Source organism: Amycolatopsis solani, from assembly GCF_033441515.1.
Lineage (GTDB): Bacteria > Actinomycetota > Actinomycetes > Mycobacteriales > Pseudonocardiaceae > Amycolatopsis > Amycolatopsis solani.
Map to the genome: position 1 here is coordinate 2,882,888 of NZ_JAWQJT010000001.1, position 23,007 is coordinate 2,905,894.

Genomic DNA, 23,007 nt, shown 5'->3' on the forward strand with positions numbered 1-23,007 from the left:
GATTCGAGCCGGTTCAAATCCACCGGATCCCCTGTTACCGTCGGTCGGTGTTCACGCTGCGGGTCGACGCCGAGACGGTGGCCAGGACACGGTTCTCGCCCTCGCTCGCCGCGGAGTCGCTGGCCTGGCTGAAGCTCACCGCCGACGCGGGACGCCACCCGGTGTTCGGCGATCCCGGCCCGGTCGCCCGCGCGTCGCTCGCCCACCCGGACGTCGCCCTGCTGCTGGACCTGCTGCCGCGTCCCGGCGAGGTCTACACCCCGGACCTGCTCACCCCGCAGCCCGGGACGGCGACCCGGCCCGCCGACCTGCTCGACGAGCAGATCGCGCGGATCGAGGCGACCACGCAGGACGACCTCGAGGCGCAGGTCCTGGCCTACACGGCGGTCCACTGGCACCGGCCGCTGCCGATCGGGGCGCGCCGGATCGCGGAGTCCGGGTCGATGCCGCGACGGCTGGCCGGCGGCCTCGCCCGGTTCTGGCGGGACGCGCTCGCCGACGACTGGGCCGCGCTGCACCCGGTCGTCGACCGCGACATCGCCCACCGCGCGACGACCATCGCCACCCACGGCGTCGGCGCGGCGCTCGCGTCGCTGCACCCCACCATCGGCTGGGCCGGCGACGCGATCACCCTCGACAAGCCGTTCGACGGCGAAGTCGACGTCGCCGGCCGCGAGCTGGTCCTCGCGCCCGGCGTGCTCAGCTGGCCCGGCACGAGCATCCAGGTCGACGTGCCCGGCCAGGTGGTGCTCGCCTACCCCGCGCTCGGGATCGGCACCGGCTCGGACCGGCCGCCCGGGCGGCTCGCGCCGGTGGTCGGCGCGGCCCGGGCGGCGCTGCTGGCCGACCTCGACACCGCCCGGCCGACCGCCGAACTCGCCGCCCGGACCGGGTACAGCCCGGGCACCGTCTCCTACCACCTGAGCGCGCTGCACCGCGCCGGGCTGGTCAGCAAGGCCCGGGACGGGCGGTACGTGCTGTACCGGCGGACCGCGCAGGCCGTCGTCCTCCTGGACGGGGACGTCAGCAGGTGACGCTCGGCGAGATCCAGTCGGCGTACTCGCCCGCCGAACCGTCGCCGCCGTCGTCGACCGCGATGGCCAGCTGCCGCACCCCGGTGACCGGGACCGTCAGCTTCTGCGCCTTCGCGCCCGGCCGGACGATGCCCGTCGCGTACAGCTCGCGGCCGTCGCCCAGGACCCGGAACGTCACGGTGGCCTGCGGGCTCGAGACGTCGTCGACGCCGAACTGCACCGAGAACGTCTTGCACGCGCCCCCGGGGTACAGCCGGATCACCGACGGCGCGTGCACGCCGACCCCGCTGTTCGGCTGGTAGCCGACGCCGCCGATCGACATCGCCCGCCCGTTGGCGACGGTGCCGCGTTCCACCGGGCCGGAGCCGTTCTCGGAGTAGAGCCACGGCCGCGTCGACAGGTACGTCGTCGTGCCGGCCGGCGGCGCGGTCACCAGTGGCGCCTCGCCCGAACCGGCCGCGGTACGCGTCCCGAGCGCGCTCGTGTAGCCGCCGCTCGCGCCGACCGTCAGCTTCGCGGCCGGAGCCGCGGTCGGCCGCAGCGTGATCTCCCGCGTGACCGTGCTGCCCGGCGAGACGCGCGGGACGTCGACCTGCGCGTCGCCGTCGAGCTGCCACCCGGCGGGGACAGTGATCGCGTACCGCGCGTCGGTGATCGGGGTGTCGCCGTCGTTGGTCAGCGTGACCGTGCCGTCGACCGGCTGCCCCGCCAGGAAGCCCTCCGGCAGCTGCACGCCCAGCGTCACCAGCGGGTCGGCCGCCGACGGCTGTCCCGGCCACGCGCGGAAGAACACGCTGCTCAACGCGGGCACGGACGCGCGCAGCGTGCCGGTGCTGGTCAGTTCGGTGCCGGCCCAGAGGTCGCGGACGCGGTAGGCGGGCGCCGCCGCGACGCCGGATTCGGCGAGGTCGAACGGGATCGTCCGCGCGTACGAGCCGCGATTGAGCAGCAGCACCGCGACCGAGCCGTCGGACATCGGCTTCGCCCAGACCTCGCCGTCGGACAGGTCGCGGACCTTGCGGCCCGGCGTGCCGGACCAGTCCTGGTCGACCGCGATCACGTCCCGGTTGGCGATCGTGTCCAGCGGGAACGACTCGTTGGGGATGAGCGGCGCGTTCAGCAGCGCCCACAACGAAAACTGCGTCCGCCGCGGGGCCGGGTCGAGGAAGCTGAAGTTGAGGTAGCCGGGATCGCTCCAGCCGCCGGGACCGGTCAGCCCGGCGAGCGACGGCTGCTTGTCCACCGCCTGCATCACGCTCGTGAGTGGTTCCGGGAGGTCGCTCGCGAGCTGCCACGTGTGCGCGCCCGCGCCGGGTGCCCACTCCCACTGGCGGTAGTTGTTCCCCATCGTGTCGATCATCGCGAGCAGGATCGGCCGCCCGGTGCTCTTGAGCGCGTCGCTCATCTTCTTGGCTGCCGCCCCGACGCCGTTCTCGCCGCCGCAGGTGTCGTACGCGAGGTAGTCGACGCCCCAGGCCGCGAACGTTTGCGCGTCCTGTTCTTCGTGGTCGCGCGAGCCGGGCATCGCGCGCCCGCAGACCTGCGCGCCGGTTCCGCTGTACAGCCCGAACTTCAGCCCGTTGGCGTGCACGTACGCGATCAGCCCCGGCAGGTCCGGGTACTTCGCGGTGTCCGGGCGCAGCGAACCGTCGGCGGCACGCGTCGGCAGCGCCCAGCAGCCGGCGATGTTGACGTAGGTGTAGCCCGCGTCCTTCAGGCCGGTGCTGACCAGCATGTCGACGGCGGCGCGGACCTTGGCGTCGTCGATCCGCGGGCACTGGTTCCAGCCGCGGGACCACGAGATCCCCATCGGCGGGGTCGCGGCGAGGAGCGGCTCGTCGGCGGCCGCGGGCGCGGCGACCGCCGTGGTCAGGCCGAGGAGCGTGAGCAGCAGGACACCCAGTCTTCGCACAGTTTCCCTTCCCAGGAGCGCGGACAAGAGCTCCAGGGTGCATCGGGGACGAACCGGGCATGAGGGGAGAAGTGCCGCCCCCGGCCGGGTGGCCGGGGGCGGCGGGCGGTGCGTGATTTTCCCTTGCTCAGCAGGTGATCGCGGCGTTCGCCCAGTCGGCGTGGTCGTTGGTGTTGCCGTCGCCGCCGTCGGTCACGGCCAGCTCCAGCACCTGCACGCCGGACAGCTGCGCTTCGAGCGGCTGCGCCTTGTCTCCGGGGTGCAGGACGCCGGTGGCGGCGAGCTCCTTGCCGTCACCGAGGAGGCGGAACCCCGCGCTGCCGCCGGAGTTCTCGTCGTCCAGGCCGACGAGCGCGCCGACCGACGTGCAGGCCCCGCCGACGTAGATCCGCACGCTCGACGGGGCGTGCGCGCCGATCCCGTCGTCGTAGCCCACGCCGGCGATGGTGATCCGGTGCCCGTCGCCCGCCTGGGCTTCGCCGTTGCTGGTCCCGCGCTCGACCGGGCCCCAGCCGTTGTCGGACGACATCCACGCGGCCTTCGACAGCGCCGTCGTCCCCGCGGCCGGGCGGGTGACCAGCGGTGAGCTGCCTTCGGACGTAAGGCTGCGCTGGCCGTACAGCGTAAGGTAGCTCGCCTTCGCGGTGAGCGTGACGCGCGCACCTGCAGGCGCGACCGGTTCGAACGTGACGTTCTGCTGCCACGTCTTGCCCGGCGGCACGACCGGCACGGTGAACGCGCCGGGGCCGCGCAGCTTCCAGCCCGCGGGGGTCGCGATGCTCGCGCGGAGCTGCGCGATCGGCGTGCTGCCGTCGTTGGTGACCTTCAGCGTGGTGGTCAGCGGCCGGTCGGCGGGCACGTAGTCCGGGTTCGGCAGGGCGAGCGTCGTCAGCGGCGCGCCGGACGGCTTCCGCTCCGGCCAGACGCGGAAAGTGGCCGAGCCGTGCGCCGGGACGGCGGCCCGGAGGGTGCCCGCGGTCTCGGTTTCGGTGCCGGTCCAGAGGTCGCGGACGCGGAAGCTGTGGCCCTCGAGGCCCAGCTCCTTCGCCGTCGTCGACATCGCGGCGCTCGCGGAGCCGCGGTTGAACAGCACGACCGCGGCCGAGCCGTCGGACATCGGCTTCGCCCAGACCTCGGTGTCGCCGTCGTCGCGGATCTTGTGACCCTGCACGCCGGCCCAGTCCTGGTCGAGCGCGATGACGTCCTTGTTCTCCAGGATCGCCTTGGTGGCCGGCGTCATCGCGGCCAGGTCGTTGCCGGCCAGCAGCGGCGCGTTCAGCAGTGCCCACAACGAGAAGTGCGCGCGGTACTCGACGTCGGTCATGCCGCCGTTGCCGACTTCGAGCATGTCCGGGTCGTTCCAACCGCCGGGGCCGCTGTACTTCTCGAGGCCGACCTGCTGGTCGAGGATGCCGGTCAGGCTGCCCCAGTTGTCGCTGATGTCGCCGGTGGTGCGCCACAGCTGCGCGCCCGCGTCACGGCCCCAGGTCCACGGGTCGTTCTCGCCCCACTCGCAGAGCGCGTAGATCATCGGGCGGCCGGTCTTCTTGATCGCGTCGCCCATCTTCGTGTAGCGCTCGATCGCCGGGCGGCCCTGGTTGTTGCAGTTGTCGTACTTGACGTAGTCGACGTCCCAGTCGGCGAACGACTGCGCGTCGGCCTCCTCGTGGTCGAGCGCGCCGGGCATGGTCTTCTGGCAGGTCAGCGTGCCCGCGCTGGTGTAGATGCCGAGCTTGAGGCCCTTTTCGTGGACGTAGTCGGCGAGCGCCTTGATGCCGTGCGGGAAGCGCTCGTGGTTCGGCTCGAGCTTGCCGTCGGCCGTGCGGTTCTGCTCGGCCCAGCAGTCGTCGATGTTGACGTACTGGTAGCCCGCGTCCTTCAGGCCGGTCGACACGAGCGCGTCGGCGGCGCCGCGGATGAGGTTTTCGTCGATCTCGCAACCGAACTTGTTCCAGCTGTTCCAGCCCATCGGCGGGCGTTCGCCGACGCGCTGGGCGGCGAAGTACTGGGGTTCGGCGGCGGCCGCGGGGGTGGCTTGGACAGTGACGACTGTGGCGCAGACGGCTATCACGGCCGCCATTCCACCAAGACGACGCATAAATCCCTCCAGGAGTGCGCAACTCTGCACAGACTCACTCAACAATCAACAGGACGGGAGTGACTGTCGTCTACGTCCGTTAGTAGGTAATCCATTTCCGATGGCGCGCGAGGTAGAAAGGGGGCTGGCCGCCCAGCTCGACGAGGAGCCGCTGATGCCCGAAGGATTCCGCCCGCTCGACGGGATCAAGGTCGTCGACCTGTCCCGCATCCTGGCCGGCCCGTACTGCACCCAGTACCTCGGCGAGATGGGCGCGGACGTGGTGAAGGTCGAGCCGCCGGGCCACGGCGACGACACCCGCGGCTGGGGCCCGCCGTTCGTCGGCGACGAAGCGGTCTACTACCTGGCGGCGAACCGGAACAAGCGCGGGATCGTCCTCGACCTCAAGAGCGACCGCGGCCGTGACGCCCTGCGACGGCTGGTCGCCGGCGCCGACGTGCTCGTCGAGAACTTCCGCCCGGGCACGCTCGAGAAGTGGGGGATCGGCTACGCGGCGCTGTCCGAGCTGAACCCCCGGCTCATCCACGTGTCGATCACCGGGTTCGGGCAGACCGGGCCGTACCGCGACCGCGCGGGCTACGACCTGGTCGCGCAGGCCCTCGGCGGCGTGATGTCCCTGACCGGCGAGCCCGGCGGCGCGCCCGCGAAGGTCGGGCTGCCGGTGGCGGACCTGAACGCGGGGACGTGGGCGATCATCGGCGTCCTGATGGCGTTGCAGGCCCGGCACACCACCGGCCGCGGGCAGTACCTCGACGTGTCCCTTTTGGACAGTCAGCTGGCGTGGCACGTCTACGCCGCGGGAGCGCACTTCCACGACGCGCCCCGCCCGCGCCGGATGGGTTCGGCGCACCCGAGCATCGTCCCGTACCAGGCGTACCACGCGGCCGACGGCTGGCTGATCATCGCGGTGGGCAGCGAAAAGCTGTGGCACGCGTTCTGCGGGGTGCTCGAGCTGGACATCGCCGCGGACCCGCGGTTCTCGTCGAACGCGGTGCGGGCCGCGAACCGGGATTCGTTGAACGCTTTGCTGGAGCCGGTGCTGTCGACGCGCACGGTGGCGGAGTGGTCGAAGTCCTTCGACGCGGCGGGCATCCCGGCGGCCCCGATCAACGAGATCGACGACGTCTACGCGGACCCGTGGACGGCGGCGCGCGACCAGGTGGTCCGGCTGCCGCACCCGACGGTGGGGACGTACGTGGGGACGGGGTTCCCGGTGAAGGCGTCGGACACGCCGGCGCGACCCACGTCCGCGCCGCCGACGTTGGGGCAGCACACCTCGGAGGTGCTCGCGGAGCTGGGGTATTCGGCGGAGGAGATCGCGGAGTTCCTGGACTGAGCTTCAGCTCGCCGTCGGTCTCCAGTGGAGGAAGTCGGTGACGGTCCGCCGGTTCGCCGCGACCCGGAGGAGCCGGAAGCTCAGCAGGGTCAGCACGGCTCCGGTCGCCCAGGCGACGACGCCCGGGGTGGTGGCCGGGTCGGACCAGGTGCGGCCGGAGCGCAGGAACCACCACGCGACGCAGCCGAGAGCCGCCGCCGCGAGCCCGGGGAACAGGACACCGGTGGGGCTGGCCTGCACGTACCGGATCATGCGCCGGATGCCGAGCGGCTCGTCGGGAGTCCGGCGGAGCCACTTCTCGTAGCCGATGCCGCCGGGAACGCACGGATCGAGCTCGCTCCTGATGTACAGCGACACCCGTTCGACGTGCTGCGAGCACCCGACCCAGCGAGACGCGAGGATGTTGCTGCTGAACGGGATGATCAGCAGCAAGGGGATCCTGCCGGCCGAGGTGAGCGCGAAGCCGAACACCGCGCCGCTGGTGGTGATCAGGAAGGCGGTCACCTTCCACTGCAGGTCCATCAAGTGGATGATCTCCGCGCGCAGCGCCGCGTACTCGGCCAGCGGACCGAGGTGCTGTTCATCTGCTCGCGTGAAGGGGATTCGCACCCCTTCCAGGTCGCCGCAGCGGCAGCGCCGTTACGGGTTGCGGTGCCATCGCGGCCAGTCCGGGGCCGCGAACTGTGCACGATGGAGTGTTCGCGCTCGCCGCTTCGCCCTGGTAGGGATGGGGGCAGGACTGAGGAGGAGCGATGTCAGCACAGCACGCCCTGTGGCACCCGTTCGCCGACATGGGCGCGGTCGACGGCGACCGGATGGTCATCACGCGCGGCGAGGGCTCGTACGTCTGGGACGACGCCGGACGGCGGTACTTCGACGCGACCGCTTCGCTCTGGTACGCCAACTTCGGGCACGGGCGGCCGGAGATCACCGACGCCGTCGCGAAGCAGCTGCGGACGCTCGACTCGTACAACCTGTTCGGCTACAACGCCAACGAGCCGGCCATCGAGCTGGCGGACCGCGTCGCCGGGCTGGCGCCGGAGCCGGGTTCGAAGGTGTTCTTCGGCTCGGGCGGCGGGGACGTCATCGACACCGCCGTCAAGCTGGCGCGGGCGTACTTCGCGCACACCGGGCGCCCGGACAAGGTGCACGTGATCGGCCGGGCGCAGGGTTACCACGGCACGCACGGCTTCGGCACCGCGGTCGGCGGCATCCCGGCCAACGCGGCGGGCTTCGGCCCGCAGCCGCCGGACTTCTCGCACGTCCCGTTCGACAGCGCCGCGGCGCTGGAGGCCGAGATCGAGCGCGTCGGCGCGGAGCGCGTGGCGGCGTTCTTCTGCGAGCCGGTGATCGGCGCGGGCGGCGTGCTGCTGCCGCCGGACGGGTACATCGAGGAGGTCGCGGCGATCTGCCGCCGCCACGACGTGCTGTTCGTCGCGGACTGCGTGATCGCGGCCTGGGGACGGCTCGGCACGTGGTTCGGCATCGACCGCTGGGCCGTCCGGCCGGACATGATCACGACGGCGAAGGGCATCACCGGCGGCACGATCCCGCTGGGTGCGCTGATCGTGGCCCCGCGGGTGGCGGAACCGTTCTTCACCGGCGCGCCGGGCGCCCCGATCTTCCGCCACGGCGCGACGTACGCCGGCCACCCGGTGGCGTGCGCGGCGGGCCTGGCGACCCTCGACCTCTACGAACGCGACGGCCTGATCCCCCGCGGCCGCGAGCTGGAGAAGCCGTTGGCCGACGCGGTGTCGAGCGTGTCCGGGCACCCGCTGGTCGCGGAAGTCCGCGCGGGCCTGGGTTTCCTGGCGGCCGTGGAACTGACGGCGGACGTCATGACCGCCGACCCGGGTGCCCCGGTGAAGCTGCAGCGCGCCTGCCGGGACGAGGGCGTGATCGTGCGGAACCTCGGCCGCGGGGTCGCGGTGTCGCCGCCGTTGATCGCGGCGGAGCCGGAGCTGGACCTGCTCGCGTCGGCGCTGCCGAAGGCCTTGGACCGCCTGGCCGCGCAAAGCTGAGCCGAGGCCGGCGGCGACCCCCCGGTCCGCCGCCGGCCCCGCGCTTCAGGAAATGCAGAACTCGTTCCCCTCCGGATCCGCCACGGTCACCCAGCTGTGCGGCCCCTGCCGCCCGCGGTGCAGGTACGTCGCCCCGCGAGCCGTCAGCTTCTCCAGCGCCGCCTCGACGTTGTCCGCGCCGACCCAGACGTCGAGGTGGACCCGGTTCTTCACCGTCTTGCCCTCCGGGACCTCCTGGAACAGGATCCGCCGTGGCGGGCCGTCGGGTGGCGAATCCGGATGCCGGATCGCCGCCCCCGTCTTCCACACCAGCGACCCGCGGTACGTCCGGGTTTCCTCTTCCTTCGCGTACCCCTTCGCGATCATCTCGCGGATGAAGCCTTCGTCCGTCGGTTCCACGGACCAGCCGAGCGTCTCGGCCCACCAGTCGGCCTGCACGTGCGGGTCGGCCGAATCCACCACTACCTGGAAGTCATGCGCCATACGGGCACGTTAACGACCGAGTCCGACATTTTCCGGAGCGCCGGGTCCTCGGGGACGACCGTGAAGCGCCACTTGTCCACGCCGCCGCCCATGATTTCGGCGTACCGGCGGGCGCCGTCGGCGTTGGCGAAGCGGACCTGCTGGCCGTTCGTCAGGTGGGTGATCTTGACCGCCACAACAACCTCCCGAAGTCTGTGGGCCGGCCCGCGGAGCTTCCCCCTCCGGGACCGGCCCGCACAGTAGAACACATGTTCGACCGTGCGCGCCAGTGCATCCCCCGGCCAGGGGAGAAAGTCGCAGAACCGCAGGTCAGAGCGGTCGGATCATCGCGACACGCGGCCAGGCGTCCAGGCCGCGGGCCGCTTCGGCACGGCGGATCGCGCGCAGCCCGTCGCCGATTTCACCGTCCGGGACGACCCGGAACCGCAGCCGCTCGTAGTAGGGCGCGTTCCACGGCACGGCCGCGAACGTCGTGAGCGTCAGCGCCGGGAGATCGCGGGCGCGCGCCCAGTCGGCGAGCGTCTCGATCAGCGCCCGGCCCAGCCCGCGCCGGGCGTGCCCGGGCCGGACCGAGACCTGCTCGATGTGCGCGTGCCCGTCGACGACCGCCGCGACGAGGTAGGCGACCGGCCGGTCGTGCTCGTCGACGCTCACCCACGCGCGGCCGCCGGCCTGGTACTCCGCCAGTTCCGCCACCGACCCGGGGTCGTCGTCGGCGATCGCGGTCATGCCGATGTCGCGGAAGAGGCGGCCCGCCTCGCGTTCGACGTCGATCAACGCGGGCAGGTCGTCGGGGCGCGCGAGCCGGATCACCCGGCCATTCCTACGGGCTCGCGCGGGATTCTCACAGTGAATAAGACGAGATGGTCCGCTGGATCCGGGTCGCGTACTCCTGCAACGCGGTGATCGCGCCCTGCCGGGCCTCTTCGGTGATCCGCGCGGCCGGGCCGGCCATGCTGAGCACCGTGGGCCGCCGCCCGGGCGTGTACACCGGCACCGAACAGGCCCAGACGCCTTCGTCGATTTCCCCCGAGCTGACCGAGTAGCGGTTCTCCAGCGCGTGCTTCAGCTCGTCGCGGATCGCGGTGCCGCGCTGCTCGACGATCGAGGGCAGCCGCCGGTCGCGTTCCATCTCGGGCAGCATGGCGAGCAGCATCTTGCCGGACGCCCCGAGCCCGAGCGGCATCGAATGCCCCGGCTCGAAGGTGAACCGCATGGCGCGGTCGCACTCGACCCGGTCCGCGCACACGGCGGCGTCGCCGAACTGCTGGAACAGCATCACCGTCTCGCCCAGTTCCCGCGCGGCCTCCTCCATCGACGGTTTCGCCAGCTGCACCAGGTCGTTCGCCAGCTGCGCGGCCCGCGCGAGCGGCATCACCTGGCTGGTCAGGTGGTAGTGGCCGGCGCGGCCTTCTTCGAGCAGCTGCAGCTCCTTGAGCAGCGCCACGTAGCGGTAGGTCGTCGCGACCGGGGTGCCGATCGTCGCGGCGAGCTCGGCGACGCTGGCTTCCCAGCGTCTCTCGGAAAAGGCGAGCAGCAGCTGCAGGACCTTGCGGGAACTGCTGGCACCGGGGGTGCGGCGCGGCGTGGAGGTGGCGGAACCGTCGACGGCACTGACGGCAGGCGTCATCATGACCTCTCGGTGAGACAAAAACGACCTTCGCTATCACACGGGGTGAATAAATTAGCACGTTGTGTTAAACGAAAGCCAGTATTCCGCCACCCGGGAAAGACCCGCCGTTCAGAGGGTGAGGAACTCGCCCGGTCTCGTCACGACCGGTGACTCGGCGTAGAGACCGCGGTACTCGTCCTGGATGCCGGAGTTGTGCACCTGCAGCGCGAGCGGACCGATGCGGCCGGCGGTCTTGTCCGTGAACCGCAGGACCTCGACCCCCTTGCAGGTGACGGCCGTTCCGGTGAGCGGGCAGCACGCCATCCGGGCCACGCCGGTGGCGGCGTCCCCGATGAGCTCGCACTGCGCCCACTTCTCGATGTCGATCGTGGGGTGCGGCAGCTGCCGGAACAGTTTCCCGCCACCGTCGTTGTGGCCCGGCCGGTAGTCCCAGTGGCCGCCGTTCGGGGGCTGGAACTGGATGGCGCTCAGCGCGTCGCGGATCGGGTCGGCGGTGCCCCAGATCAGCACGGTCGGTTTGTGGTTGCCCTTGACCTGGCGCACATTGAATATCCACCGAAACGTGCCGACTTGCTGTTTGTTGTAGTACAACCAGCCGCGCGCGGTCCCATTTCCGTGGATGACACCGTTCTTGACGCTCCACAGCCCGGGCTTGGACGACGTCCAAGCGGTCAAATCGGTGCCGTCGAACATCGGGACCAGGTTCGGGTCGCCGTACGGGTTTTCCGCGGCCGCCGCGGTGGGTGCGAACGCCGAAGCCGCGACGATCGCCGCGGCGAGCACACCGGAGAACTTCCGGAACATCCTGCCGTCCTTTCGTGAACGCGAGGGGCTTGCGTTTCGGACGGCGGATTTTCACGCTACGAGCGGCGCCGGTGGGCCGTCAACCGCGGTCCCGCTGACCGGTCAGGAACGGCGTCAGCAGTCCCGGCACGGCCCGCTCGGCCAGCGCCAGCCCGTCGGCCTCCCCGACGTCGAGCACCCGGTACCGGCCCTTGCCCGCGGCGACCGGCGCGATCACCGTCACGAGGCCGGCGCGGCGCTGGAAGTACGAGCGCTCGACGACGATCCCGGTCATCCCGTCGCAGCGGACCGCCGCCGTGCCACGGTCCAGCGAGCCCGAGCGCGTCACCAGGTAGCGGCCGGTGAGCGCGTGGCCGAGGCCGCGGTAGCGGTCCCAGCCGACGAGCGCGGCGAACGGCAGCAGCCCGAGCGCGGCCTGCCACGGCCAGTCCGGCAGCGCGCCGAGCCACGCGAGGCCGTAGAGCGCCGCGGCGAGCAGTAGCACGCCGGCGACGGCGCGGGAGATCCGCCGGTACAGCGCCCGGCGCGGGTGGCGCGTCAACGGCGTCGCGGCCGGGTCCTCGCCGAGCACCTCCGCGACGACTTCGTGCGCCTTCGCCAGCGGCGCGGGCGGGAGCAGCAGGCCACCGCCCTTGTCCGCGCCCTTGCCCTCCCGCAGGCCGCCGGCGATGGCGACGACGCGGGCGCCGCCGGCCACCCGCAGCGGCAGCGGCTCGCGGATTTCGACGCCCCGCAGCCGGTCCTCCTCGATCGACACCGACCGCGTCGTGATCAGCCCGCGCCGGATGTGCAGCGTGCCGGCGGGCTCGCGGGTGAGCCGGAAGTTCCAGAACGAGAGCACGTACCCGCCGACCGACAGCACCGACACGAGCACCACCAGCCCGGCGGCGGCCAGCACCAGGCTCAGCCATGTCGGGGTGTCGGTGAAGTGCCCGACGACGGTCTGGACGAGCGAGAACTGGATCGGGTCGAAGTGCAGTTCGTGCGCGAAGTGGTAGACGGTGCCGACCACCGCGCCGACCACCGCGAGACCGGAGAGCGTGAACGGCGCGTACCGCAGCCACCTCTTGTCGACCGCGACGACGAGCTGCTCCGGCGGCGCGGTGACCTCTTCGGAGGGGGCCGCGGCCTTACGGTGTAAGAGCAGTGTCCGCAGCCGCTGCGCTTCGGCGATCGTCACGGCGTCGAGGACGAGCTCGTCCTTGCCCGGCCCCTTGCCGTGCGAGTGCCGCCCGGTGCCGATCCGCGCCGCGGCGAGGGAGAACAGCCGGTGCTTCGGCTCGGACGTGACGTCGACGGTCCGGATCCGGTCGCGGGGGATCGCGCGCTGCTTGCGCAGCAGCAGCCCGGTGTGCCACTCGACCTGCGTCGCGGTGATCCGGTAGCGCGAGGTCAGCACGTGCGAGACGCCGGTGAACACGGCGATCGCGGTGAACGCCAGCCCGATCCACTGCCACGGCTCGCCGTGGCCGAACAGCAGCGCGCCCAGCAGCACCGGCAGCGACTTCACCAGGTCCAGCACCGGCCGGATGAGCAGCATGCGCCGGTCGAGGTGGTGCCAGGGCGCGTCCTGCGTGCCTTCGGCGGGCGGGGTCACGACGGTCTCGGTGCTCACGTCGCGTCCCCGCGCACGGCCTGGGTGGTCTTCGTGAGCTCGTCCGCCAGCTCCAGCGCGCGTCCGTGGGTCAGCCCCGCGATGCGCAGCGGCCCCGCCGCGGACGCCGTCGTCACGGTGATCTTCGCCAGCCCGAACAGCTGCTCGAAGGGGTCGCGCTCGATGTCGACGGTCTGGATCCGCGAGACCGGCGCGATCCGCCATTCCTGCTTCAGCCACCCGGCCTGCGTGTAGACGGCCTCGCCGGTGACCTCCCAGCGGTGCACGCGGTAGCGCCACTGGGGCATGACGATCAGGTGCAGCGGGGCCAGCACGCAGGAGATCACCAGCGTCACGCTCAGGAACGACGGCGGGTCGTCGCTGGTCACCACGATGACGGTCTGCAGCCCGACCAGCAGGACCCAGAAGATCGCGGCGGTCACCGTCCAGTAGCCGATGGCCCGGCGGCTGACCCGGTGCGCCGGCGGCCGCAGCCGCAACGCCGTGTTCGCGGTGTGTTCGGTCACGACTCAAGCGTGCCCGATCGGAGACTTGCGTGCCCACGACAGACGTCACGATGCCGATCCGGTCCGGCCTCGATCGCGTGCCGTTACGATCGGCGCCACCGTCGGCGGAATGGAATCCCCGCACGCGTGTGTTGTGCTTGAAGGACGCTTATCGGCAAGCAGGAGGACCAGGTGGGACTCGATCCCGACGACCTGTACGAGGTGGACTCGGACGTCCCCGACCTGACCGGAGCGGTGCTCATGCACCACTTCGAAGGGTTCATGGACGCCGGCTCGGCGGGCCGTCTGCTGGCGGAGCACCTGCTGACCGGTGACCACCGGGTGGTCGCCCGCTTCGACGTCGACCGGCTCATCGACTACCGCTCGCGGCGGCCGACGATGACCTACGCGGTCGACCACTGGGAGGACTACGACGCGCCCGAGCTGGTCGTGCACCTGCTGCACGACGCCGACGGCACGCCGTTCCTGCTGCTGTCCGGCCCGGAGCCGGACCACGACTGGGAGCGGTTCTGCCTCGCGGTCCGCAACCTGGTCGAGCGCTGGGGCGTGCGGCTGACCGCCGGCTTCCACGGCATCCCGATGGGCGCGCCGCACACCCGCCCGCTCGGCGTCACCGCGCACGCGACCCGCAAGGACCTGGTCGGCGAGCACCAGCCGCTGCCGAACCGGCTGCAGGTCCCGGGCAGCCTCGCCGCGCTGCTGGAGTACCGGCTCGGCGAGTGGGGGCACGACGCCGTCGGCTTCGCCGCGCACGTGCCGCACTACCTGGCGCAGTCGACGTACCCGTCGGCGTCGCTGGTCGTGCTCGACGCGCTCGGCCGCGCGACCGGGCTGAGCCTGGCCGAGGGCGAGCTGCGCGCGGCCGCGGAGCTGGCCGACGCCGAGATCAACCGCCAGGTCGCGGAGTCCGACGAGGTCGCCGACGTCGTCCGCGCGCTGGAGCGGCAGTACGACACGTTCGTCGAGGCTTCGGAGAAGGGGTCGCTGCTCGCGGAGTCGGTCGAGCACATGCCGACCGCGGAGGAGCTCGGCTCGCAGTTCGAGCGGTTCCTGGCCGAGCAGAACGGCGGCGACGGCCCCGAACGCTGATGGCGCGCTACGACGAGATCGGGGTCGGGTACGTGCTGGGGCGGCGCACCGACCCGCGGTGGCTCGCGCCGGTGCTCGCCGCGCTCGGGACCGCCGGTTCCGTGCTCGACGTCGGGTCCGGGACGGGGTCGTACGAGCCGCCGTCCCGGCGGGTCGTCGCGGTGGAGCCGTCGGCGGAGATGATCCGGCAACGCGCGGCGGGTGCGGCGCCGGTCGTGCGGGCGGTCGCGGAGGCGCTGCCGTTCCGCTCTTCGAGCTTCGACGCCGCGCTGGCGGTGCTGACCGTGCACCACTGGCCGGACTGGCGCCGGGGGCTCGACGAGCTGCGCCGGGTCGCGCCCCGGCAGGTCGTACTGGCCTACGACACCGCGCGGCACAACGACTTCTGGCTCGTGCAGGAGTACGTCCCGGAGGTGGCGGCGCTGGAGCGTTCGCGGCCTTCGGCGGCGGCGATCGCCGACCACCTGGGCGCGGCGTCGGTGCTCCCGCTGCCGGTGCCGTGGGACTTCACCGACGGGGTGTTCCCGGCGCACTGGCGGCGGCCGGAGGCCTACCTGGACCCGGCGGTGCGGCGGGCCTGCTCGGCGCTCGCGCAGACGCCGGCGGCGGCCGTCGAGCGGGGGATGGCCCGGCTGCGCGCCGACCTCGAATCCGGCCGGTGGCACGCGGAACACGAGGAGCTGCTGGCCCTCCCGGAGTGGGACGCGGGGTTCCGGCTCATCGCGTCGGGTACCGTCCCGGGATGAACCGCGTGAAAAACCGTTTTCCGGCAAGGAAAACCCTCGGCAAGCTGCTCCACGCGCTGGCCTCCAAAGTGGACGACCCGTACACCGATCAGCTGAACCGGCTGGCCGCGGAGCTCCGCGAGGAGGTCGTCCGCCAGGGTGACCGGGTCCTCGATCGGGTGGTGGAGTTCGAGATCCGCAGCCGCCGCGACATCGTCTACGCCGGCGATCAGGACGCCGCCCTCGAGAGCAACGTCTTCGCCCGCGAGCACCTCGTCGGCTCCCGGCACTTCGGCAAGCCCAAGGAGACGCTCGAGTACGCGCTGTCGCTGGCACCGCAAAGCGGCGGCATGGCGCTGGAGTTCGGCGTCGCGTCCGGCAACACGCTGCGGACCATCGCCCGCGCCCGCGGCGGCCGCGAGGTCTACGGCTTCGACTCCTTCGACGGGCTGCCCGAGGCGTGGCTCAACGGCATGCCCGCCGGTGCGTTCGCCCGCGACGACCTGCCGGACGTGCCCGGTGCCGAGCTCGTCGTCGGGCTGTTCGGCGACAGCCTGCCCGGCTTCCTGGCCGAGCACCCCGGGCACGTCGACTTCCTGCACGTCGACGGCGACCTCTACAGCTCCGCCAAGACCGTGCTCGACCTCTGCGGGCCGCGGCTGCGCGCGGGCAGCATCGTGCACTTCGACGAGTTCTTCAACTTCCCCGGCTGGAAGCGGCACGAATACCGCGCCTGGACGGAGTACGTCGAGCGCACGGGCGTCGAGTTCGAGTACGTCGCCTACACCTACAGCGACAACCAGGTGACGGTGAAGATCACGAAACCCTAGCCGTGGCAGCCTTCCTCGTTCAGCGGGCCGACCGAGGGCAGGATCAGCCCGCACAGGTAGCCGTCGATGAAGCGGCCGTTGCCCGCGATGTTGGTGCCGAGCCGGACCAGCGGCGCGAACCCCTTGATGCCGGCGGCGAGCGCGTCCTGGTTGCGCTGCAGCATCGACGTCAGCTGGTCGAGCTGGGCGAGCAGCGGGCCGACCTGCGCTTCGTTCTCGTCGATCAGCCCGGAGAGCTCGGTGGCGAGCTGCCGCGAGCCGTCGAGCAGCGCGGTGATCGCCTGTTCGCGGTCGCTCACCTCGGAGAGCAGCCGGTTGCCGTCGGCGAGGAGCCGCTGGACGGCGGCGTCACGGTCGACGAGTGTCTGCGACACGGTCCTGGTGTTGGCCAGCAGCGTGCCGAGCTGCTGGTCGCGCGAGGCGAGGGAATCCGACAGCCGCGACAGCCCGGTGAGCGCGGCGCGGACGCTCTGCGGCGTGTTCGCGAGCGTCGCGGAAAGCGTGTCGAAGCTCTTCGCCAGCCGTGCCGTGTCGATCTTGTCCACAGTGGACGAAAGCTCGCCGAACGCGGCGAGGATGTCGTACGGGACGCTGGTGCGGGACCGCGGGATCGGCTGCCCGGGGTCGAGCGTCCCCTCACCCTCCGGGTCGAGTGCGAGGTACTTCTGGCCCAGCACGGTCTTGAGCCGGATCGCCGCGCCCGTCGCGTCGCCGAGCCAGACGTCCTTGGCCTTGAAGGAAACCAGCACGCGGTCGCCGCGCAGCTTCAGCTCGGTGACCCGCCCGACCTTGACCCCGGCGATCCGGACGTCGTTGCCCGCGAACAGTCCCGCCGCTTCGCTGAATTCGGCGGAGTACGTGGTGCCGTCGCCGATCACGGGCAGGGACCGCGCGTTGAGCGCCGTCACGATGCCCAGTGCCAGCACGGCCAGCCCGGCGAGCGCCGTCCTGACCGGGGCGTCGGCGGCCAGGCGCGGTGACATGGCGTCGAGGGTGACGCACACCACGCCGGGCCGCCAGCCGAGTCCCCCGATGAGACGAAGATCGGCGGCTCACGCGACGGTGAGCGCGGGGTACTCCCGGTATTCGACCGCGTTGGCCGCGCGGTCGGTCATCCAGACGAACACCTTGCCGAACAACCGGGTGCTGATCATCCGGTAGGCGCGGTTGCGGCTTCGGATCTTCGCGGCCGTGCGCGGGGCGAGGAAGGTGCCCGAGCCCTTGCCGTTCTTCTGCCCGACGGTCGCCGGCTTGCGCAGCCGCTCCTCGTACTTCGCGAACGCCGTCACGTGGTCGCCGCCCGCTGCCGCGAGTTCGCCGGCCAGCACCTGCGCGCCCATCATCCCGAGCCCGGTGCCGGAGCCGCCCGGTCCGGCGCACCACGCGGCGTCGCCGAGCAGCACGACCCGGCCCTTCGCCCAGCGGTCGAGGTGGATCTGGCTGATCGAGTCGACGTAGAGGTCGTCGGCCGCGGGCAGCGCTTCGAGCAGCTTGGGCACTTCCCAGCCGGTGTTCGCGAACAACCGCGTGAGGAGGGCGCGCTGCTCGTCGGGGGAGCGGCGGAACTCGACGCCGTCGGCGGCGAAGACCAGGCTGACGTGCAGCTCGCCGGCCAGCCGGTGGCTGCCGACGGTCACGCCGCGGCCGGGCTCGTTGTACATGACGCTGGTGTGGTCGAGCCCGAGGTGGTTGGGCGCGGTGAAGCCGGCGATGCCGAAGCCGAGGTCGTGCCGGAAGTCCCGCTCCGGGCCGAACGCGGCGGCGCGGACCCCGGAGTGCACGCCGTCGGCGCCGACGACCAGGTCGAACGTGCGCGGCGCGCCGTGGCGGAAGGTGACTTCGACGCCGTCGGCCGTCTCGTTCAGCGCGGTGACGCGGTCGCCGAAGACGTACTCGGTGTCGGCCTTCGTGTGGTCGTAGAGGATCCGCGCGAGGTCGCCGCGCAGGATCTCGACCTCGCCGCTCCAGGCGGCGCCGGGCACGGTCAGCGCGGGCCGCGCGTCGAGCCCGAGCACGGTCTGGTCGCCCATCGCCGTCTCGTGGCGGCGGATGTCGGCCAGGACGCCCATCGCGGCCAGCAGCTTGACCTGTTCACCGCGGAAGTCGACGGCCTGGCCGCCGGGGCGCAGCGCGGGCGCGGCCTCGACGACGGTGACGCGGTAGCCGCCGCGGTGCAGCCACCAGGCCGCGGACGGGCCGGCGATGCCGGCCCCGGAGACGAGCACGGTCTTCATCGGGGGTTCCTCTCGGTCGTGGTGATCCGAGACTGCGCGGCGCCGCTGACGGTCCGCGCACGATTCGCTGACCGTTCGGCCGGTGAAGCAGACATCGAGTGGCTAACATGGCGCGGTGGACCGCTCCGCCGCAGGCCGGATCCCGCAGGACGGCGAGGAAGCCGTCGAGACGCGCATCCTGGGCGCCGCCGCGCACCTCATCGCCGAGGAGGGCTTCGGGAGGCTCAAGATCGGCGCGGTCTGCGCGCGCTCGGGTTACGCGCGCTCGGTCGTCTTCCAGCACTTCGGCGACAAGGAAGGGCTGGGCCGCCGGCTCGTCGAGTTCGCCGTCGAAGAGTTCACCAACTCCTACAGCGAGGCCGTCGCGGCCCGGACCGGGGCGCTCACCGCGACGCCGATGGACATGCTGCGTGCCCTCCTCGACATCATCTTCGAGCTGATCCGCACGATGCCGACGCTCAACCAGGCGTTCCTGGCCCTCTGGGGCGACGGCGCGGCGGAGTACTCGGCCCTGCGCGGCACGCTGACCGAGGCCGACCGCCGGTTCCGGTTCGCCATCGCCCAGACCGTGGCCAGCGGCGTCGCGGACGGCTCGATCACCGGCGTCCGCGACGCGGACGCGTACGCCTCGGCGCTGCTCGCCCAGCTCCGCGGCATCTCGATGCAGGCACTGATCGACCCCGACGGCATCGACCTGCGCGGCCTGCGCGCGGAACTGGAGAGCGGCGTCGACCGGCTCTCCGCGGGCTTCCGCGGCACGCTCTAAAGCGCGTAGACGATCGACCGCAGCACGATGACGCCGATGAAGACCAGCGTGAAGGCGAGGTCGAGCGAGAACCCGCCGATCCGCACCGGCCGCACGACCCGCCGCACCGGCCCGATCACCGGCTCGGTGGCGGCGTAGGCGAGCCCCCGCGCCCGCCGCGCCCACGGCGGCGTGTCAGCGACGACCGCGACCCAGTCCAGCACCATCCGCGCGACGAGTACCAGCAGGTACAGGCTCAGCGCGAACCCGAGCAGCGTCCACAGGGCACCCATGGTTCCTCCCGTTCTCCTACCCGGAGAACGCACGGACGGACCCAGAGGTGCCGGATCCGTCCGTTTCACAGCTTTTGGACAGGAACCAGCCGAAGGTCATGGCCTTCTGAAAGCGCTTTCAGTAGGCACTGTGCCCGGTGCCGGAACCCGGTCTCGACGCACCTGGCGCGGTGGTCGTGTACGCTGGGTGGTGACCGAGTGCATTTCGTGCGCAAGCCTGCGCCGTCCTCGGCTCTCATTCGGCCGGTGGCCCCAACCCTCTGTTCGCCGAATCGCTTGCGGTGCCATCGCTTCGCGGAGTGGCACCAAGAAAGGAATCCCCGATCACTTCTCCAGTGGACTGCTCGTTGTTCAGTCACCCGATCGCCGACGAACCCCGGCCCGAAACGGTCACCGCGCCCCAGGAGAGCCGGTACGGAAGCCTGTTCCGCCAGCCGGTGTACACCCCGGCGACGTCTGGCGACGGGACCGAACCCGCCCCGCGCCGGCGATGACACCGGCGTCGTAGCGGCCGGAAACTCGGCGAAACGAAAAACGGGAGAGCTGTCGTGTCCGACATCTCTCCCGTTTGCGCTTGGTGTGCCCTCGGCAGGATTCGAACCTGCGACACCTGCCTCCGGAGGGTTAAGCGCGGTCAATCCCTGTTGTGGCACCTGACCTGCACAAATGGAGGACTCAAGCCGTCATGACGACGGCTCTTGGGCACGCATTGGGCATGGTTCGTGCCAGCAGGACCCGCATCAGCACCTGTTGAACCCGACGGCCTGGTAGCCGCCGTCCCACCCTTGGCGAGTTCGAGGCGGAAGATTCCGATCGATGTAGGCCCCGTGGACGGCGGGTCGATCGAGAGGTTGCACGGGTTGGCCCTTATTGGCTCCCGAGGGTGTCCTCGTTCAGCTCCCGAGTCCGCTGATGCTCACCCAGGTTCCGGAGGTCGATGGCGAGGCCGGCGGACTTGAGGGTGTCGGGGTGGTCTTCACCCAGGATGCGCTGGCGGCGGGCGAGGGTGTCCTCGTTCAGCTCCCGAGCCCGCTGATGCTCACCCAGGTTCCGGAGGTCGATGGCGAGGTTGCTGGCGGAGATGAGGGTGTCGGGGTGGTCTTCACCCAGGATGCGCTGGAGGCGGGCGAGGGTGTCCTCGTTCAGCTCCCGAGCCCGCTGATGCTCACCCAGATCGCCGAGGTCGATGGCGAGGTTGCCGGCGGAGGAGAGGGTGTTGGGGTGGTCTTCACCCAGGATGCGCTGGCGGCGGGCGAGGGTGTCCTCGTTCAGCTCCCGAGCCTGCTGATGCTCACCCAGGTTCCGGAGGTCGATGGCGAGGTTGTTGGCGGACTTGAGGGTGTCGGGGTGGTCTTCACCCAGGATGCGCTGGCGGCGGGCGAGGGTGTCCTCGTCCAGCTCCCGAGCCCGCTGATGCTCACCCAGGTTCCGGAGGTCGATGGCGAGGTTGCTGGCGGAGGAGAGGGTGTCGGGGCGGTCCCCGCCCGTGACGCGCTGGCGGCGGGCGAGGGTGTCCTCGTTCAGCTCCCGAGCCCGCTGATGCTCACCCAGATCGCTGAGGTCGAGGGCGAGATTATTGGCGTAGGAGAGGGTGTCGGGGTGGTCCTCGCCGAGGCGATCCCTGCTCAGGGTGTAGGCCCGCTCAAACAGCGGCAATGCTCGGCGGGGGTCGCCACTGGTCTTGAGGTAGATCGCGGTCCGATCGAGCAAACGGGCTACTTCGTTCGCTGCTGGCTGCCAGGCTCGTTCGGGGTCGCACACGACCAGCAGGTGCGGGAGAAGCTCTCGCCAGCGCGGCCAGCTCGGCGGGTTGGCCCAGGGTTCGTCAGGCTTCCCGGCGTAGAGCAGCCGGATCGCGGTGACCGGCCAGGTCGAGTCCCGGTCGCCCTCGGCGGTGACGTCGCCTCGGGTGCGCGCCCGCAGCAGCGCGGCGGGGACCCGGTGGAGCTGGATGGTCGTGGTGGTTACCTCGGCCATCCCGCGGCTGCGCAGCGCGGCCGTAATATCGGCGAAGGCCAGCGGATCCCGCGCAACAGCCCCAGCCTCGCCCTGCTGATGGGAGAGCAAGGTGAGCGGCACCGGCTCGGGAGCGAGCCACGCCACCAAGGTCAGGACGTTCAAGGCAGCGGGGTGGTCGCGGGCCAGCCGATCGAACGACACGGCCCACGCCGCGGTCAGCGAGACCGGGTAGCTGCTGCCCTTCTCATGGCGGGCCAGCAGGTCATGGACGCGCTCGGCGAGCAGCTCGAGGTACTCCCCGGCGGTCAGACTGGTCGTGACCAGCAGGCGCACTGCCTGGTTCACGGCCAAGGGCAGGTCGCCCAGAGCATCAGCGATCCGGTCGGCGTCAGTGTTGGTGAGCCGGTCACAGCGGGTGCGCAGCAGCTCGACCGACTCGGGACGGGTGAACTCCCGCACCGCGAGTGCGGCGCCGATGTCGTCCCAATCGGGGTTGCGGGAGGTGATGATCACATGCCCGGCACCACCGGGCAGCAGGGGACGTAGGGCGGCGGGGTCTTCGGCGTTGTCGAACACCACCAGCCACCGCCCCTGCGACTCCAGCGCCCCGCGCAACCGGGCCACGGCGACCGCGGGTGAGTCCTGGCCGGTGGTCAGGTCCAGAGCTTGGGCCAGTTCAGCGAGGTGGCCGATGATGAGGTCGGGGTCCTCCGACGGGATCCACCAGGCCACGTCATAGTCCTCAGCGTGGCGGTGGGCGTACTCGATCGCGGTGGTCGTCTTGCCGACCCCGCCCATCCCGTTGAGCGCCTGCACTACCGCCGGCCGCCCAGAACACAACGCATCCCGCAGCCTGGTCAATAGCTCGTCGCGGCCGGTGAAAGTGGCCGTCCGCGCGGGGATGTTCGAGATCCGGCCAACGAGCTTCGAATCCGGCCGGGAGCGAGCGACCCGATTTAGAGCCCGTTCCAGCTTGGCCGCCAGTTCGTCGGGCGAGGACACCTTGGTGATGGCGAGACCGCTGTCGGGCAGCCGTTTGCGGAACGCCTCCTGCCGCGCCCCGTACTGCAAGTCACGGATCAGCGCCGGTGGCCCTTCGGTGTCTTCGGCCAGCATGAACACCAGCCGTGGCATACCGGTATCGGTGGCAATCTGAAATTCCTGCTCGGTGTAGGAGACATCCGGGCGGTCTCGTACCGGCATGCCGTACCGGAATCCCGCGATCAGCACGTAGATGTCGGCCTCGGCCAGCATCTCCTGATCGAGCTGTTCGGGTGTCGCGTCGCGAGCGGTGAAGGCGGACATGTCCACCACCGCATCCCCCGCCGCGGCCACCGCGTCCTTCGCCGCCCCCACGAACGACCGCGGCTTCGGCCACTCCGCGAGCTCGCTGGTGTGGCTGAGAAACACCCGCCTCGCCGGCGGCTTCCGTCCCTGCCTCTCGACAGGCTCCCCGACCGCCAACCCCCGCCTCCTCACACCGCCGTTCCTCGGAACAGTCTCCCTCGTTCGCCCGGACGTTACGGAGTCGGCTGAGTCGCGCACCGCTTAACACGACGAAGGCCAGGTCAGCGAAAGTGCCGCCTGACCTGGCCTTCGTCACTTCTTTTCGGATGTGGAGCTGAGGGGAATCGAACCCCTGACCCCCGCCTTGCAAATGTCCGTACACAGATCATACTCGACCTGGGGA

Annotated in this window: 21 protein-coding genes; 7 read left to right on the plus strand and 14 right to left on the minus strand. The window is 71.3% G+C overall.

Annotated features, from left to right (window positions below; all coding sequences use genetic code 11):
• The first annotated feature begins 47 nt into the window (after positions 1–47).
• Positions 48–1,034 (plus strand): ArsR/SmtB family transcription factor, encoded by a 987-nt coding sequence (locus tag SD460_RS14175; RefSeq protein WP_318306225.1) that lies wholly within the window; start codon positions 48–50, stop codon positions 1,032–1,034.
• Here the strand turns inward: SD460_RS14175 and SD460_RS14180 are convergent.
• Entirely contained in the window at positions 1,024–2,946 is a 1,923-nt protein-coding gene (locus tag SD460_RS14180; protein WP_318306226.1) for an NPCBM/NEW2 domain-containing protein, read from the minus strand. The two genes, SD460_RS14175 and SD460_RS14180, sit on opposite strands and share 11 nt — an antisense overlap.
• A gap of 127 nt (positions 2,947–3,073) precedes the next feature.
• Positions 3,074–5,026 (minus strand): NPCBM/NEW2 domain-containing protein, encoded by a 1,953-nt coding sequence (locus SD460_RS14185; RefSeq protein ID WP_290056394.1) that lies wholly within the window; start codon positions 5,024–5,026, stop codon positions 3,074–3,076.
• A 172-nt stretch (positions 5,027–5,198) separates the two neighbouring features.
• Here SD460_RS14185 and SD460_RS14190 point away from each other — a divergent pair, with 172 nt between their 5' ends.
• Positions 5,199–6,380 carry a CaiB/BaiF CoA transferase family protein gene (locus SD460_RS14190; protein WP_318306561.1) on the plus strand — a complete coding sequence of 394 codons (1,182 nt, stop codon included), beginning with the start codon at positions 5,199–5,201 and terminating at the stop codon, positions 6,378–6,380.
• Positions 6,381–6,383: 3 nt separating this feature from the next.
• On the opposite strand, the gene SD460_RS14195 is transcribed toward SD460_RS14190, so the two are convergent.
• Entirely contained in the window at positions 6,384–6,989 is a 606-nt protein-coding gene (locus SD460_RS14195) for a hypothetical protein (RefSeq protein WP_318306227.1), read from the minus strand.
• A gap of 143 nt (positions 6,990–7,132) precedes the next feature.
• Between SD460_RS14195 and SD460_RS14200 the strand changes: the two genes are divergently transcribed.
• Positions 7,133–8,401 (plus strand): aminotransferase family protein, encoded by a 1,269-nt coding sequence (locus tag SD460_RS14200; protein WP_290056397.1) that lies wholly within the window; start codon positions 7,133–7,135, stop codon positions 8,399–8,401.
• Positions 8,402–8,446: 45 nt separating this feature from the next.
• Here SD460_RS14200 and SD460_RS14205 read toward each other — a convergent pair whose 3' ends face one another.
• The 7 genes from SD460_RS14205 to SD460_RS14235 all read right to left on the minus strand — a co-directional run bounded on the left by SD460_RS14205 (position 8,447) and on the right by SD460_RS14235 (position 13,442).
• Positions 8,447–8,884: a VOC family protein gene (locus SD460_RS14205; protein WP_290056398.1), complete on the minus strand. Its 438-nt coding sequence runs from the start codon at positions 8,882–8,884 to the stop codon at positions 8,447–8,449.
• Positions 8,863–9,060 carry a hypothetical protein gene (locus SD460_RS14210; RefSeq protein ID WP_072476601.1) on the minus strand — a complete coding sequence of 66 codons (198 nt, stop codon included), beginning with the start codon at positions 9,058–9,060 and terminating at the stop codon, positions 8,863–8,865. Before SD460_RS14210 ends, SD460_RS14205 begins: the two co-directional genes overlap by 22 nt.
• 133 nt (positions 9,061–9,193) lie before the next feature.
• A complete protein-coding gene (locus tag SD460_RS14215; RefSeq protein WP_354670617.1) occupies positions 9,194–9,697 on the minus strand; it encodes a GNAT family N-acetyltransferase in 504 nt (167 codons plus the stop codon).
• Positions 9,698–9,728: 31 nt separating this feature from the next.
• On the minus strand, positions 9,729–10,514 hold the full coding sequence (locus SD460_RS14220) for an IclR family transcriptional regulator (protein ID WP_318306562.1): 786 nt from the start codon (positions 10,512–10,514) through the stop codon (positions 9,729–9,731).
• Between the two features lie 111 nt (positions 10,515–10,625).
• Positions 10,626–11,321, minus strand: a complete 696-nt coding sequence (locus tag SD460_RS14225) for a 3-keto-alpha-glucoside-1,2-lyase-like domain-containing protein (protein ID WP_290056400.1) — start codon at positions 11,319–11,321, stop codon at positions 10,626–10,628.
• 79 nt (positions 11,322–11,400) lie between these two features.
• Entirely contained in the window at positions 11,401–12,861 is a 1,461-nt protein-coding gene (locus SD460_RS14230; RefSeq protein WP_290056421.1) for a PH domain-containing protein, read from the minus strand.
• 71 nt (positions 12,862–12,932) lie between these two features.
• On the minus strand, positions 12,933–13,442 hold the full coding sequence (locus SD460_RS14235; RefSeq protein WP_290056401.1) for a PH domain-containing protein: 510 nt from the start codon (positions 13,440–13,442) through the stop codon (positions 12,933–12,935).
• Positions 13,443–13,613: 171 nt separating this feature from the next.
• On the opposite strand from SD460_RS14235, the gene SD460_RS14240 reads away from it, so the two are divergent.
• Genes SD460_RS14240 through SD460_RS14250 form a run of 3 tightly spaced genes read left to right on the plus strand, consistent with a single transcriptional unit; the run spans position 13,614 to position 16,086 of the window.
• Complete coding sequence (locus tag SD460_RS14240; RefSeq protein ID WP_318306228.1) at positions 13,614–14,531, plus strand: proteasome assembly chaperone family protein; 918 nt, start codon at positions 13,614–13,616, stop codon at positions 14,529–14,531.
• Positions 14,531–15,277, plus strand: coding sequence for a class I SAM-dependent methyltransferase (locus SD460_RS14245; RefSeq protein ID WP_318306229.1), 747 nt, complete (start codon positions 14,531–14,533; stop codon positions 15,275–15,277). Before SD460_RS14240 ends, SD460_RS14245 begins: the two co-directional genes overlap by 1 nt.
• Complete coding sequence (locus tag SD460_RS14250; RefSeq protein WP_290056404.1) at positions 15,274–16,086, plus strand: class I SAM-dependent methyltransferase; 813 nt, start codon at positions 15,274–15,276, stop codon at positions 16,084–16,086. Before SD460_RS14245 ends, SD460_RS14250 begins: the two co-directional genes overlap by 4 nt.
• Here the strand turns inward: SD460_RS14250 and SD460_RS14255 are convergent.
• Both SD460_RS14255 and SD460_RS14260 read right to left on the minus strand, forming a co-directional pair.
• Entirely contained in the window at positions 16,083–17,069 is a 987-nt protein-coding gene (locus SD460_RS14255; protein ID WP_290056405.1) for an MCE family protein, read from the minus strand. The two genes, SD460_RS14250 and SD460_RS14255, sit on opposite strands and share 4 nt — an antisense overlap.
• Positions 17,070–17,138: 69 nt before the next feature.
• On the minus strand, positions 17,139–18,320 hold the full coding sequence (locus SD460_RS14260) for an FAD-dependent monooxygenase (protein WP_290056406.1): 1,182 nt from the start codon (positions 18,318–18,320) through the stop codon (positions 17,139–17,141).
• A gap of 115 nt (positions 18,321–18,435) precedes the next feature.
• Between SD460_RS14260 and SD460_RS14265 the strand changes: the two genes are divergently transcribed.
• Positions 18,436–19,086 carry a TetR/AcrR family transcriptional regulator gene (locus SD460_RS14265; RefSeq protein ID WP_290056407.1) on the plus strand — a complete coding sequence of 217 codons (651 nt, stop codon included), beginning with the start codon at positions 18,436–18,438 and terminating at the stop codon, positions 19,084–19,086.
• Here the strand turns inward: SD460_RS14265 and SD460_RS14270 are convergent.
• Positions 19,083–19,358: a YggT family protein gene (locus SD460_RS14270; RefSeq protein WP_290056408.1), complete on the minus strand. Its 276-nt coding sequence runs from the start codon at positions 19,356–19,358 to the stop codon at positions 19,083–19,085. The two genes, SD460_RS14265 and SD460_RS14270, sit on opposite strands and share 4 nt — an antisense overlap.
• Before the next feature lie 867 nt (positions 19,359–20,225).
• Positions 20,226–22,781 (minus strand): FxSxx-COOH system tetratricopeptide repeat protein, encoded by a 2,556-nt coding sequence (gene fxsT, locus SD460_RS14275; protein WP_318306230.1) that lies wholly within the window; start codon positions 22,779–22,781, stop codon positions 20,226–20,228.
• Between the last annotated feature and the right edge of the window lie 226 nt (positions 22,782–23,007).

Bases quoted from the DNA above. Each gene is read 5' to 3' on its own strand.
- SD460_RS14185 (WP_290056394.1), bottom strand. From the start codon at position 5,026: ATGGCGGCCGTGATAGCCGTCTGCGCCACAGTCGTCACTGTCCAAGCC.
- SD460_RS14190 (WP_318306561.1), top strand. From the start codon at position 5,199: ATGCCCGAAGGATTCCGCCCGCTCGACGGGATCAAGGTCGTCGACCTG.
- SD460_RS14200 (WP_290056397.1), top strand. From the start codon at position 7,133: ATGTCAGCACAGCACGCCCTGTGGCACCCGTTCGCCGACATGGGCGCG.
- SD460_RS14205 (WP_290056398.1), bottom strand. From the start codon at position 8,884: ATGGCGCATGACTTCCAGGTAGTGGTGGATTCGGCCGACCCGCACGTG.
- SD460_RS14220 (WP_318306562.1), bottom strand. From the start codon at position 10,514: ATGACGCCTGCCGTCAGTGCCGTCGACGGTTCCGCCACCTCCACGCCG.
- SD460_RS14225 (WP_290056400.1), bottom strand. From the start codon at position 11,321: ATGTTCCGGAAGTTCTCCGGTGTGCTCGCCGCGGCGATCGTCGCGGCT.
- SD460_RS14230 (WP_290056421.1), bottom strand. From the start codon at position 12,861: ATGCTGCTCATCCGGCCGGTGCTGGACCTGGTGAAGTCGCTGCCGGTG.
- SD460_RS14245 (WP_318306229.1), top strand. From the start codon at position 14,531: ATGGCGCGCTACGACGAGATCGGGGTCGGGTACGTGCTGGGGCGGCGC.
- SD460_RS14250 (WP_290056404.1), top strand. From the start codon at position 15,274: ATGAACCGCGTGAAAAACCGTTTTCCGGCAAGGAAAACCCTCGGCAAG.
- SD460_RS14255 (WP_290056405.1), bottom strand. From the start codon at position 17,069: ATGTCACCGCGCCTGGCCGCCGACGCCCCGGTCAGGACGGCGCTCGCC.
- SD460_RS14260 (WP_290056406.1), bottom strand. From the start codon at position 18,320: ATGAAGACCGTGCTCGTCTCCGGGGCCGGCATCGCCGGCCCGTCCGCG.
- SD460_RS14270 (WP_290056408.1), bottom strand. From the start codon at position 19,358: ATGGGTGCCCTGTGGACGCTGCTCGGGTTCGCGCTGAGCCTGTACCTG.